Here is a 14073-nt window from a genome sequence, read left to right on the forward strand (position 1 = left end):
TAAACCTATGGATCAGGACTTCAATAAAAGTAAAGAACCAGAATCGACTATACGCAGGGATTTTCTAAAAAAAGGAGTGTTGGCGACTGCCGCATTTATGATCATTCCAAGACACGTAATGGGCAGAGGCTTTGTCGCTCCAAGTGACAAATTATCAATTGCCAGTATTGGTGTTGGCGGAAAAGGAAAATCTGATATAGCATCTTTTGAAAGTAGTGGCATCGCAAATATCGCTTACTTGTGTGATGTTGATACCAGAAGAGCCGCTGATAGTGTAAAAGCTTATCCTAAAGCAAAATTCTACAAAGACTGGCGTGAAATGTTAGACAAAGAGCATAAACATTTCGACGCAGTATCTGTTTCTACTCCTGATCATAATCATGCCATTCAGGCTTTTTCAGCCATGCAGTTAGGTAAACATGTCTATGTGCAGAAACCACTGGCTCATGATATTTACGAAGCCCATATGATGACAGAGGCTGCTAAACGTTACAAAGTAGTCACCCAAATGGGAAATCAGGGATCATCAAATGATGGCACCCGGATTTTAAAAGAATGGTACGATGCTGATTTAATTGGTGATGTACATACGGTTTACGCCTGGACAGACAGACCCGTATGGCCGCAGGGAATTCCGTGGTCAACCGCAAAAACCGAAATCCCAAAAGAATTAGATTGGGATTTGTGGCTGGGCACTGCTCCTTACAAAAATTATGTTGACAAATTAGTACCGTTCAACTGGCGTGGCTGGTGGGATTATGGAACTGGCGCATTAGGTGACATGGGATGCCATTTGATGGAAGCGCCATTCTCAGTATTGAATCTAAAATATGCCAAAGATGTGCAGTGCAGCGTTGGCTCGGTTTATATTGATGAATTCAAAAGAGGCTATTTCCCGGAGAGCTGTCCACCTTCAAGTCATGTGACATTGACATTTCCAAAAACCAATAAAACAAAAGGCGATATCAAACTGCACTGGATGGATGGTGGTATTCAGCCTGAACGTCCGGAAGAATTAGGGGCTAATGAAATCTTTGGTGATGGTGGAAACGGTACTTTATTCATTGGAACAAAAGGAAAAATGCTATGTGATACTTATAGTGAAAACCCACGATTGTTGCCTTTAAGCCGGAATGAAAATCTAAAAATAAAAGAGAAATACCCAAGGGTAAAAGATGGTGCCAGTGGACATCAAAAACAATGGATTGAAGGATGTATTGCAGGTTATGGCAAAAAAGAACTGAGTTCACCATTTGAAATCGCAGGCCCTTTAACAGAAGCTTTATTAATGGCTAATCTTGCCGTAAGAGGTTATGATTTATACAAAGAAGTACTTGGCGAAGATGTTTATCCGGGACGTTCCGTTAAATTACTCTGGGATAATGATGCCAAGAAAGTAACCAATGTAGATGATGTAAATCAATTTGTAAAACGCGATTACAGAGAAGGCTGGAAAAACCTGAGCTTCTAAAAAACACTAGAGAATTAAAAAGTAAAAATCATGAAAAAGATTATCACAGCTATATTAGCATTCACTTTATTTCAAACCTTACACGCTCAAAAAGGATTCAAACCTATCTTTGACGGAAAAACAACTACAGGCTGGCACACTTACGGAAAAACAACAGCAAGCGCCGGATGGAAGGTTGAAGACGGCGTATTGCATTTAGACCCTGAAGCCGCCAAAAATGGTCAGGGAGGAGATTTAGTAACGGATGCCGAATATGAAAATTTCCATTTAAAATTAGAATGGAAAGTCGCTCCAAAAGCGAATAGCGGAATTATTTTTTATGTGAATGAAAACCCGCAAAAATATAAAAACACGTATGAAACCGGTTTAGAAATGCAGGTTTTAGACAATAATGGCCATCCCGACGGAAAAATAACGAAACACCGTGCCGGAGATTTATATGATTTAATCCAAAGCAAATCGGAACCGGTTAAGCCAGTCGGAGAATGGAATACGGCAGAAGTGGTTTGTAAAAACGGAAAACTGACTTTTGTCTTAAATGGAGTTATTATTGTAGAAACGGTACTTTGGGATGATAATTTTAAAGCTCTGGTTGCAGGAAGTAAATTCAAGGAATGGCCAGCTTTCGGAACATTCAAAAAAGGAAAAATTGCTTTGCAGGACCACGGCGATAACGTATGGTACCGCAATATTTCCATTAAAGAATGGAATACTATGGAAACTACAACAGGCTGTAAATAATATTACTTCAAAACCTATCTAACCAAAATAACCACAATATATGAATACAACTATCCGCATTAAATTATCTGTAATGATGTTCCTGGAATTTTTTATCTGGGGAGCATGGTTTGTTACTCTTGGCACTTTTTTAGGAAGCAACCTAAAAGCTTCCGGTGCAGAGACAGCAGCCGTTTTTTCTACCCAATCCTGGGGAGCTATCATTGCACCTTTCATTATTGGTTTGATTGCAGATCGTTATTTTAATGCGGAGAAAATCTTAGGTCTTTTACATTTAGCAGGTGCCTTTTTAATGTATCAAATGTATCAGTCGACAGATGTTGGAATGTTTTATATATATGTATTGAGTTATATGGTTTTGTATATGCCAACACTGGCTTTAGTAAATTCGGTTGCATTTAATCAGATGAAAGATGCGGAGAAGGAATTTGCAAATATCAGGGTTTGGGGTACAATTGGATGGATTTTGGCTGGATTGTCTATTAGCTTCTTCTTTCATTGGGATTCTGCAGAAGCTGTTTCTAACGGATTGCTTAAAAATACATTTCTTTTGGCCGGAATTTCGGCTTTGGTTTTGGGCTTATTGAGTTTTACTCTGCCTAAAACCCCTCCAAAAATCAGTGAAGGAAAAATTAAAATTGGTGATATTATTGGTCTGGATGCTTTAAGGCTTTTAAAGGATAAAAATTTCTTCATCTTTTTTATTTCATCGATTCTGATTTGCATTCCATTGGCTTTTTATTATCAAAATGCACACCCTTTCCTTACGTCTGCCGGAGTTGAAAATCCAACAGGAAAAATGGCTATAGGCCAAATATCTGAAGCCTTGTTTTTGTTATTTATTCCGGTATTTTTTGCCCGTTTTGGTTTTAAGAAAACAATTCTGGTGGGAATGTTAGCCTGGGCAGTGCGCTACGTTTTATTTGCTTATGGGAATGGCGGTGATTTGAGTTTTATGCTGATCACAGGAATTGCTTTACATGGAATTTGTTACGACTTTTTCTTTGTATCGGGACAAATTTATACCAATTCAAAAGCAGGCGAAAAATACAAAAGTGCCGCTCAGGGCTTGATTACATTGGCTACTTACGGTATCGGAATGTTGATTGGATTTGCTGTTGCAGGCTGGATTACCGATAATTATAAAACTGTTGAAGGAACAATAAACTGGTTAATGGTATGGATTATTCCTGCCGGAATCGCTTTTGCCGTATTTTTAATTTTTGCTCTATTATTTCAGGATAAAAATAAATTAGCAAATGAAATTTAGGTATTTTTAAAACAAAAAAAATGAGTGTAACTTTTGATAGAAGAACTGCTATAAAAGGAATTCTTGCCGGAACTGTGACTTTAGGCATTCCGACAGATTTATTTGCTTTGGCTAAACCTGACGAAGAACTTAAATTAGATTCGATGCTGAAAGGAAGAATTAACCATTCCGTAGCTCGTTGGTGCTTTAATGATTTTGATATTGAAACACTTTGTTCAGAAGCTAAAAAAATTGGAATTACCGGTATTGATCTGGTTGGCCCAAAAGACTGGCCGATATTAAAGAAACACAATCTTGTTTCTACTATGTGCAATGGTGCAGAGTTAAATCTTGTCGATGGTTTCAACGACCAAAAGTTTCATGAACAGCTGATTAAAAATTATACCGAAATGATTCCGCTTGTAGCTCAGGCCGGCTATAAAAACCTGATTTGCTTTAGTGGAAACACAAGAGGGAAAACAGATGAAGAAGGCTGGAATAATTGTGTACTTGGATTGCAGAAATTGATTCCATTAGCAGAGAAACATAACGTAATCCTGGTTATGGAACTATTAAACAGCAAGATCAACCATAAAGATTATCAATGCAGTAAAACATCCTGGGGAGTAGAATTAGCAAAACGGATCAACTCTGAAAATTTTAAACTGCTCTATGACATTTACCATATGCAAATTGACGAAGGCGATGTTATCAGAACCATTCAGGAAAACCACAAATACATTGTTCACTACCATACGGGCGGTGTTCCGGGTCGAAATGAAATCGATGAAACGCAGGAACTCAATTATAGTGCAATAATGAAAGCTATTGCAAATACTGGTTTTACAGGTTTTGTGGGACAAGAATTTATTCCAAAACAAAAAGATAAAATAGCCTCTTTGAAAAAGGCAATTGCAATTTGTGATATCTAATTTAATAAAGTAAAACAATGATAAAGAGAAGAGATTTTATAATTAATAGTGGTCTGGCTTTAGGTGCATTGGCAATCGCTCCTTCCCTTGCGTTTTCGGCTAAGCCAAAAAATATTGGACTTCAGTTATATACTTTGAGAGAAGATTTTTCTAAAAATGTCAAAGGAGTTTTAGAACATGTGGCCAAATCAGGCTACAAAGAAGTTGAAACGTATGGATTCTCAGCTGACAAAGGTTTTTTTGGCACTTCTGCAAAAGATTTCAAAAAAATATTGGTTGATAATGGACTTAAAGCACCAAGCGGACATTATGATTTTAATTCTTTTATAAAAGATAACAATGCTGATTTTCTAAAAGCTTGTATTGAAGGTGCCAATCAATTAGGAAGTGAGTATATAACTGTTCCCTGGCTGGATGAACAATTAAGAGGTGACTTAGACAGTTACAAAAGAATTGCGCAGAAAATAAATGAAGCAGCGGTTTTATGTAAACAATCAGGATTAAAATTAGCGTATCATAACCATGATTTTGAATTTAAAAAGTATGGAAATCAAACAGGATATGATATTTTACTACAGGAAACGGATAAAAAGTTAGTTGATTTTGAACTGGATTTATACTGGGTAGTCCGTTCAGGAAATGATCCTTTGCAAATGTTCAAAGCGAATCCGGGCCGATTTACGATGTGGCACGTAAAAGACATGGATAAATCCAAAGCAGAATGGAATACCGAAGTTGGCGAAGGAAGCATCAACTTTAAAGACATATTCGCACAGGCTAAACTATCCGGAATGCAGCACTTTTTTGTGGAACAGGAAACGAATTACTCTCCAAATCCAATGGAATCTGTTAAAACAAGCTGGGATTTTGTTGCTAAAAATTTGATTTAGGCAGTATAATGCAGCAGAGGATGGTATTCGTAAATTCAAATCCCCCCATGGTCACTATAAATTTTGAAAGCTTGAGAATGTAGATTCTTGGGCTTTTTTTTATGATTCGAAATTTATGATTTTTAGCAGCATTAGTGTTTATGGAAAGATTGGGTTCAATCTCCGTCAAAGGGGTCTAAAATTCCGGACTTATTTTTATTTGCATATTAATAATAGAGTTGTTAAGTTCACTTTGTCAAATAATAACTTTCAAAATTGTTTTGACAATTAAATTGAGACTCTATTTATTTTTACAATAAAATGCAAAAGAATTATTCTACGAAATTGACAGATCATTACAATTCCTATTTTGGAATTTCTGGAAAAAAAAATAAAATGGGAAATAGGCCCAACATGGAAAACTCATCCCGAGTTCTTTATTTTAGAATTTGATCCAAATAAAATTCACAATATGTGGACGTATTGTACTGTTGGAATGTCAGCTGATTTAATAGATGATAACTTAATTGAATTAGTCATTTATTCTCCGAGACAAGATAATTCTTTGGCCGAATTATTGACTGTTCATGCATCCCATCACAGATTAACCCCTTTTAATATTCATCATACCTCAAATATCGGAAGACCCTGGCTTGAAAATTCTGTCTGCGACCATGCCTTTATTTCATTACCTTATCTTGACGGAGAAAATCTGGAAATTTTTCAATTTGATGAAAAGGTAATTCATTGTTATTGGCTTATCCCAATTACAGAAAAAGAACGGGATTACAAAATAGAATATGGCTGTGAGGCATTAGAAGAATTATTCGAGAAAAAAGAATTGGATTATTTAAATCCTTTGAGAACTTGCTTAGTTTAAATCTTTGATAAAGCAGAAAATTTATATAAGATAATTGATAATAACTTGGGTATCATATATCAAATATTAATTTGCATATTAAATTAAATATAGAAATCTTGAAACAAGAAGTAATAAAAAATATATCTACCGAAAACGGAGCAAATGAATTTCAAGTTCGTTTGCTTAAAAATGATGGAGTTGGACTTTTGACAACTAAAAATGAAGAAAACTACCTTATTCTTGACAGTATAGAATTCTGGTATGACTTAATACAACACGAGTATCCAAAAAAGAAAAAATGCAGTTGCAAAAGCGAATGGTTTAATGTTGCATTTAATTATATACCAAGAGCTGGAACGGATGATTTCAGGGAAGTACGAATTGTAACAACTTGCGTCCTTTGTAATAAAATTTCTAAACCAATTTCAATAGACATTGATTATTCTCCAACTAAAGAATTAATTGGAAATCCCATTACCTTTTGTCCGAAGCCAAAGATTAAATATAAGTTTCAGGAATTGACAAGTTATTGGTCAGGGGACAATTTAAAAGACCTTTTGCAGTTCATTTTCTACGGCTTAAATCTTAATGTTTATTGTTGGTTTTCTCAACATCCAGAAAATAAAAGGAGATTTGAAAAAGTATCATTTGAAAAAGCAATACAAATTATCACAGTCAATCACAAATACTTAAACTTCTATTTTTCGGAAAAGGAATTAGAAACCTCGAAATATATAAAGTTCATTGACGATAATGGAATATATTTAAAAGAAGGTATTTGGCGAAGAGATGAAATAATACAACTAACAGCTCCCTATGTAATTATGGGCTATGGACTTTTGTACTACATAAATTTTTGTAATCAGTATCTTGACAAAGGAAATGTAGAAGATAAGTCCAGTCAGTTTGAAAAAATAACAACTCAACTGAAAAATTGGCTTGAAGAAAAATTTGTAACTAAACGAGGGGTAAATTGCTTTGACGGACAGGAAGCATATGAAAAACTTATGTTAAAGAAAAATGAAAAAAGATAATTACGACACTTAAAATCTTCAAATCCTGTAAAAGATTAGATCCCATCAAAACTTCTAATACTTAAAAAGCCTTTCAAAATCAACGACTTTGAAAGGCTTTTAAGCAGGAATAAATAATGTACCTAAATTTATTCCTTAATTAATTTTTCTACTTTGATTCCTTTCTCAGTAGTGATTCTGACAAAGTAAAGTCCGTTTGGTTTATTCGAAATATCAAACTTAGATGTAGTATCATTTTCAATTGCAGTTTGAAGCAGTCTTCCCTGAACATCAAACAGTTCAATGTATTTTATAATAGTATCACTGCTGATATTTACATTACCTTTAGTAGGATTTGGATATAATGAAATACTTTTATCAACTTCAAAATCCTTATTTCCTAATGATTCAAAAACAGTTTCAGCTTTATTGGTTTCAATTGGTGCATTGTAATCAAAAAAGATATTAGCCGTTTTGTCTACGTAATCACCATTAAGAAGATCATCGTTTGTTTTAATTTTGAATAAAATATTTCCGTGCCCTCCTACAGGGTTTTTCTGTTTAGAAGTAGAAGAAGCAGCCAAATGGATTTTTTCAAAAACAAATTCAACAATATTTCCGTGAATAACCGTCTTAGAAGAATGTGATGAATTTAATAGCTGTAAAGAACTGATATCATATTTACTTTCATCAACAGCGATTTTCACAACTATATTCTCAGCTTCATACGTTCCGGTATTTTCAAAATTGACAATGTAATGCAAATATTCGCCAATTGTGCCTGGAGAAACGCTCTCGCCTTCCAGACAGGTAATATCATTAGGATCAAATGAACCTACAACGGTTTGATGATACGTAAAACTATTATCAGCAGGCGATTCATCTCCCGAAACCGGCGTTATGGCAACTGTAAAATGGAATATATCACCATTATTCACCGCTGGAGTTTCTACCGGACTATTTACATTGAATTCGAGATCAATTGTACGACTTTCAAAAGGCAGCAGACCATTATAAGCCCATTCTAAATTATTCGTTGTTTCGGTATCAACTACTGGTGTAGCCGACAGCAAATCCATTTTTGAATCATCAAAAGCTAATGTAATAGTACCTGAAAGCACCTGATTCCCTTTATTTTTATAAACAATTCTGTATGCTGAATCAAAGCCCGGTCTTGCAGGCGTGATTGGACTGATTACTATTTCTACATCTGGATGTACACCATTGGCTGACAAACAAAAACTTTGGTAATTCGTATTGTAATTATTATCTGTAAAGTTAATTGTTGCTGATGCAGGTGAGATATTGAATGCTGCTGCGTTTTCTATGTTTGGAAAGATACTATAAGTTCCTGCCTGGGTATAGAATGTAGAAGTTCCGTCAGTATTTGTAAAAGCTGATCCGATAGTAGTTCCATCGTTTATATCAATTCTGATGTTCGGATGCAATGGATCGTTAAGATTACAGCCGTTATTATTTCCGTCAAATATTGTGGTTCCTACTACTGTATTGTGTTGTCCTCCCGGAGTGAAGCTGCAGTAAGAATTAGCTACTGTTGTTGTCATTCCCATGCTGTTTAATTGTGATTGCACATACCCCATTTGAGCATCATCGGCACAAATGTAAGCTAAGCCCGGATTTCCGGAAAAATCGAGATTGCTTTCGTTGCGCCCGTTTTTCATGAATAAATTCGTGAGCAAATTATTGGCACAATGTAAACCTGAAAGATTTTTTAATGAACTCACATCAAGGGTTGTAATTTGATTGTTAGTACAAGATACAGTATGAAGTTCAGGGCAATTACTTACATCAAGATTTGTAATTTGATTAAATCTGCAATCAATAGACCTCAAATTTGATAAAGTACTGATATCAATATTCGTTAATTGATTGTTTCTGCATTCTATATCCAAAAGATTGGTCAAAGCTGTAAGATCAATAGACGTAAGCTGATTAACACTGCATCCTAAATATAATAATGACGTTAAACTGCTGATATCAAGATTTGTCAGCTCATTACCGCTGCAATATAAGCTTGTGAGTTTGGTCAGGTTATTTACATTCAGTCCGGAAAGTTTATTAGCACCGCATTGCAAATAGTCAAGGTTGGTTAAATTATTTACATCCAGCGTAGTCAGTTTGTTGTTGTTGCAGCTTAAGCTAGTCAGGTTTGTAAACGTATTTACATCCAAATTGGTTAGTAAATTATTGCCACAATGCAGTTTAGTAAGCTGGGTTAGTCCGCTTAAATCTAATGTTGTAAGTGTGTTATAACTACAATTCAATGTTGTTATATTCGGCATAGTGGAAACATTCAAAGTACTTATAGTATTATAGGAACAGTCTAAGTCTTTAATATTTACCAATCCAACCATATTCAGATTTGACAATTGATTATGAGCGTAATTCAAATTTGACAATTGTGTCAATCCTATCAAATCTAAACTCATCAATAAATTATAAGAACAATCTAAAGTAGTCAGATTTGTCAACCCGTTTACAATTAACGAGGGAAGACGGTTTTTGGAACATTTTAATTGTTCCAGCAGCGTTAAATTATTTACATTCAAAGAAGTAATTACGTTTCCTAATGCTCCTAATACGCCATCATAACCATAATTGGAACAATCTAAATATTTTAGTTTTGTTAATCCCCCAACAGCTAAAGAAGTAATTTGGTTGCCAATTGCGTTTATCGAAATATGATTCGAACAATCTAAATATTCCAGATTTGATAATCCGCTTACATCTAAACTTCCCAGTACGTTATTATTACAGTCCAAATGCTTTAAATTAGGAACGCTGCTTAAGTCGATATTGCTTATTTTATTTATACCAAAATTCAATGAAGTCAGATTCGTCAAATTAGTTAAATTCAGACTTGTCAGTTTGTTATTATTACAATTTAACGAAGCAAGGTTGTTTAAGCCATTTAAATTTAAACTTGTCAATAAACCATTAGAACAGTTGATAGATTTGATATTGGTCGTTCCCGAACCGTTTACAGTCAAACTGGTAGTCTGATTATTAAACATATAAATATTAGCAAGATTGTTAAAGCCTGATACATTTAATGTGATACTTGCCGGACTTAAATTCAAATTGAGGTTTTCAATATTCGGAAAACCATTTAAGGTTAAAACTGAATTAGAACCTGTGTATTGAAATGTTTTTAAAGCTGTTAAGTCGGATCCATTAATAACTAAATTATCAGGCAAATAGGAACATGCCAAGGTTTTAAGATTGCTTAATCCATTTAGATTTAGAATTGTAATATGATTTTCGCCGCAGCTTAAATCTGTTAAAAGAGTTGTACTGCTTAAATCTAAACTTGTAATTTGATTGTAAAAGCAAGAAAGATAAGTAAGTTTAGTCAGAGTACTAACATCCAGACTGGTAAGCATGTTATAATTACACTCCAGTTTATCAAGATTTGTTACACCATTTAAGTTCAGATTAGCCAAATTATTATAACTACACATCAATGATTTAAGATTGGTTAATCCGCTTACATTAAGATTGGTGAGTTTATTAGTTTCGCAGAGCAGTATATCCAGATTGGTTAACCCGGTAAGATCAAGGCTTGTCAGTTGATTGTTGCTGCAAAATAAAGTTTTAAGATTAGCTGAGCCATTAACATTAAGGTTTTTCAGTTTATTGTTACTGCAGAATAAAATTTTAAGATTATTCAAACCACTAATATTCAGACTTGTTAGTTGGTTTTGGTCCAGAAAAAGGTTGACAAGATTGGTTAATGTACTAACATTGAATGTAGTCAGATAATTGACGGAACAATTTAAGTTCGTCAGATTGGTTAAAGCTGTAACATCAAGGTTTAAAAGAATGTTACTGGAACAATCTAAATTTTTAAGATTGGCAAAACTGGCAATCCCGGTTAAATTAAGAATTCCTGAATTCGAAACTTTCAGCTGAAATACTTCCAAAGCTTCATTTACATCAATTTCGCCGTTGTTGTTGGCGTCGATTTTAATTGAGATTCCGGCAGCATTTAGTGCTATGGAATTTGTAACATCAGCTTCCAGCAATTTGACTTTGAAATTTGCATCGGGGATAGCAACATTTTGTGCCTTTACTATCGTGGTCAGTAATAGCACAAACAAAAGTATTTTTCTTTGCATAATAATTATTTAGGATTAATTTATAGTTTGGAGATATCTCTTATAAGGATTTGATCAGTTCCTGTAGTTTTTCCTTTTTACTTTGAGCTATTGGAATGTTGCTGTTATCCGCCATAATTACATAACCGCCATCTGATTTTATATACGATTTCAAATAGGAAAGGTTAATTAAATGCGATTGATGAATACGCTCAAAACCATGTTCAGTGAGCATTTCTTCATATTCTTTTAATGTTTTCGAGATTAAAACCGGTTTATGGTTCTTTATAAAAAACTCGGTATAATTGGCTTTCGCTTCGCAACGAATAATATCTGCAACTTCAAACAAATGAATTCCGTCACTTGTTGATAAAGCGATTCGTTTGAAATTATCTACTTTTTTCCGAATGTTTTCGAGCAGCAAATCAATGTTTTCAAAAGAGTTCTTTTTACCAGCTGCTTCTTTTATTTTTACTATTGTATCCTGTAATTCTTCAGGATCTACGGGTTTCAGAATAAAATCTAAAGCACTGAACTTAAAAGCTTTCAAAGCATATTGCTCATGTGCTGTAATGAAAACAACATGTGCTTTTACTTTTCCGTTTACTTTTGAAAGGTTTTCCAAAATATCAAAACCGGTCCCATCAGTGAGATGAATATCAAGAAAAATAACCTGAGGGCGCAATTTTTCAATAGCAGCTATCCCTGTTTTGACACTTTCGGCTTCACCCACAATAAAAATATCATTGGTGTAACGTTCTAAAAGTGCTTTTAAACCGGTTCGTAAATGTTTATCATCGTCAATTAGTAATGCTGTTATCATGGGCTTTGTATTATGATATGTATTGAACAGGCAAATACAATATTGCTTTTGTACCTGTTTGTTTGTTTGAATTTAATTCCAGAATTTCAATTTTTGCTGATTTGGATGTAATAGATTCCATAATCTTAAGGCGTTTTTTTGTAATATCCAACGCCATCGACTGATGTGCCGTAACCGAATTTTCTTTTAAAATTTTAGACTCTGATAGTCCAATACCGTCATCGGTAATGGTGCAGATCAACTGATTGTTTTGAACATCAAAATCAACATTTATTTTTCCCTTTCCTTCTTTTGGAACAAGACCATGAAGAATCGCATTTTCAACAAAAGGCTGAATTAGCAAAGGAGGTAGTCCCACATTAAATTCGACATTTTCGCTTGAATTGATTTCGAATTCAAACTTATTCTCAAAACGAAGCTGTTCCAATTCCAGATAATTTTGAAGACTTTCAATTTCCTTATCAATCGGGATAAGAGAACCTTTAGAATATTCAAGTGTCAGACGCATCAGTTTCGAAAATTTCGACAAATATTTTAGCGCCGAATCGGTTCCGTTTTGTACAATAAAACTTGATATTGAACTCAGACAGTTGAATACAAAATGAGGGTTCATTTGCAGATGCAGAGCCTTTTGTTCATATTCCGCTAATTCTTTTTTAATTGTGAGCTGGCGTTTTACCTGCATTCGATTATAAATGACCCAGCCTAAAACAATGAGTAAAATCCCTCCCAAAACAGAGAACACAATCAACTGAAATTCTCTTTTGTGCTTTTCAGAAAGTAAGGCCTCTTTTTTCTTATACTCATAATTCATTTCAGCCATTGCAAACTTTTTGCTGGTTTCCTGATTACTGATACTGTCACGGGCAATAATTGAATTTTTATAATGAGCCAGTGCTGCTTCAGGTTCTTTTAAGGATTCATACAATTCACTTAACAATTCTTCCGAGTGATACGTTTGATCCAGAACACCAATTTCCTCAGCATAGGCTAATGATTTCGCAGCAAAATGTACAGCCTCTTTATATTTTTTCTGCTCCTGCAATAACAATCCAATGTTATACAAAGCCAGGGAAGCTCCGAATTTATTCTGAATTTCCTCATAAAGAGCCAATGATTTCTGATAATATTCATTCGCCAGAATAAAATTCTTCTGTGCTTTGTAATAATCTCCTAAATAATTATTGAGTAATGCAGAACCGCGTTTGTTTTCATTTTTCTCAAATCCTTTTTGAGCTTTTCGGTAAAACTGAATTGCATTTTGATATTCCCCAGTTTCAAAATAAATAACACCAATGTTAGTCAATGTCATGGGAGCATTTTTTTCACTTAAAAGAGTTTGTATCTTGTATGCCTCTTTAAGATATTGCAATGCTTTAGGGTATTTTTGCTGGGATTTGTAAAGAATTCCAATATTATTCAGGGTTTTAGAAATGCCTTCCTTTTCGTCAATCTGTTGATATAATTTTAGCCCTGTTTCATAATTTTTTAAAGATGAGGTATAATCGCCTTGTTCTGAATAGACCACTCCTGAACTTGTAAAAGCACGTGCCAGACCGCTTTTTATCCTCTTTTTTATTCGTTTCTTTTTGTAATGCGGTTTCAAATTCTACTTGTGCCTTTTTAAAAAATTTCAGTGCCCCCTCATAATTTCCCAGAATAATAGAAGCATTTCCTTTGTTTACATAAGCTGTTGCAAGTCCAAAATGGTATTCTTTTTTTAAACTGATAATAATTGCTTTTTGAGCGTAGGAAAAAGTCAAATCAGGGTCGATTTCTTTATATAAATCGGCTATTTTATTGTACCTATCAGCTTTTACAGTATCCATTTTAGTATGCTCAACAATTCTTTTTAAACTATCCAGCTGAGCATTTTGCGCATGGAATATTCCGCAGATATGAAAGACGAAAAAGAAAATTATAAGATGTAATTTTAGATTCACTTTTCTTGTTTTTGGTTGTTGTCTGACAAATGTATAATATGTTTCTTAGTAT

At 34.2% G+C, this 14073-nt stretch carries 11 protein-coding genes; 7 read left to right on the forward strand and 4 right to left on the reverse strand.

What is annotated here, in order from left to right; all coding sequences use genetic code 11:
* The first annotated feature begins 7 nt into the window (after positions 1 to 7).
* The 7 genes from P5P89_RS04220 (at position 8) to P5P89_RS04250 (ending at position 7158) form a co-directional block, all read left to right on the forward strand.
* A complete protein-coding gene (locus P5P89_RS04220) occupies positions 8 to 1471 on the forward strand; it encodes a Gfo/Idh/MocA family protein (protein ID WP_278010876.1) in 1464 nt (487 codons plus the stop codon).
* Positions 1472 to 1501: 30 nt separating this feature from the next.
* A complete protein-coding gene (locus P5P89_RS04225; protein WP_278010877.1) occupies positions 1502 to 2212 on the forward strand; it encodes a 3-keto-disaccharide hydrolase in 711 nt (236 codons plus the stop codon).
* A 40-nt stretch (positions 2213 to 2252) separates the two neighbouring features.
* Complete coding sequence (locus P5P89_RS04230; protein WP_278010878.1) at positions 2253 to 3482, forward strand: nucleoside permease; 1230 nt, start codon at positions 2253 to 2255, stop codon at positions 3480 to 3482.
* A 20-nt stretch (positions 3483 to 3502) separates the two neighbouring features.
* Positions 3503 to 4393, forward strand: a complete 891-nt coding sequence (locus P5P89_RS04235; RefSeq protein WP_278010879.1) for a hydroxypyruvate isomerase family protein — start codon at positions 3503 to 3505, stop codon at positions 4391 to 4393.
* A gap of 17 nt (positions 4394 to 4410) precedes the next feature.
* Positions 4411 to 5283, forward strand: coding sequence for a sugar phosphate isomerase/epimerase family protein (locus P5P89_RS04240; protein ID WP_278010880.1), 873 nt, complete (start codon positions 4411 to 4413; stop codon positions 5281 to 5283).
* A 349-nt stretch (positions 5284 to 5632) separates the two neighbouring features.
* Positions 5633 to 6142, forward strand: a complete 510-nt coding sequence (locus tag P5P89_RS04245) for a suppressor of fused domain protein (protein ID WP_278010881.1) — start codon at positions 5633 to 5635, stop codon at positions 6140 to 6142.
* Between the two features lie 98 nt (positions 6143 to 6240).
* On the forward strand, positions 6241 to 7158 hold the full coding sequence (locus P5P89_RS04250) for a hypothetical protein (RefSeq protein WP_278010882.1): 918 nt from the start codon (positions 6241 to 6243) through the stop codon (positions 7156 to 7158).
* Positions 7159 to 7286: 128 nt separating this feature from the next.
* Here P5P89_RS04250 and P5P89_RS04255 read toward each other — a convergent pair whose 3' ends face one another.
* From P5P89_RS04255 to P5P89_RS04270, 4 genes are read right to left on the reverse strand one after another with little or no spacing between them, the layout of a single operon-like run.
* Positions 7287 to 11276, reverse strand: coding sequence for a T9SS type A sorting domain-containing protein (locus P5P89_RS04255; RefSeq protein WP_278010883.1), 3990 nt, complete (start codon positions 11274 to 11276; stop codon positions 7287 to 7289).
* A gap of 40 nt (positions 11277 to 11316) precedes the next feature.
* Positions 11317 to 12078, reverse strand: a complete 762-nt coding sequence (locus tag P5P89_RS04260) for a LytR/AlgR family response regulator transcription factor (protein WP_278010884.1) — start codon at positions 12076 to 12078, stop codon at positions 11317 to 11319.
* Positions 12079 to 12088: 10 nt separating this feature from the next.
* Entirely contained in the window at positions 12089 to 13606 is a 1518-nt protein-coding gene (locus tag P5P89_RS04265) for a tetratricopeptide repeat-containing sensor histidine kinase (protein ID WP_278010885.1), read from the reverse strand.
* Entirely contained in the window at positions 13557 to 14021 is a 465-nt protein-coding gene (locus tag P5P89_RS04270) for a tetratricopeptide repeat protein (RefSeq protein ID WP_278010886.1), read from the reverse strand. Before P5P89_RS04270 ends, P5P89_RS04265 begins: the two co-directional genes overlap by 50 nt.
* Positions 14022 to 14073: the final 52 nt, after the last annotated feature.

The organism is Flavobacterium gyeonganense, from assembly GCF_029625295.1.
In the GTDB taxonomy this organism is placed as follows: Bacteria; Bacteroidota; Bacteroidia; order Flavobacteriales; family Flavobacteriaceae; genus Flavobacterium; species Flavobacterium gyeonganense.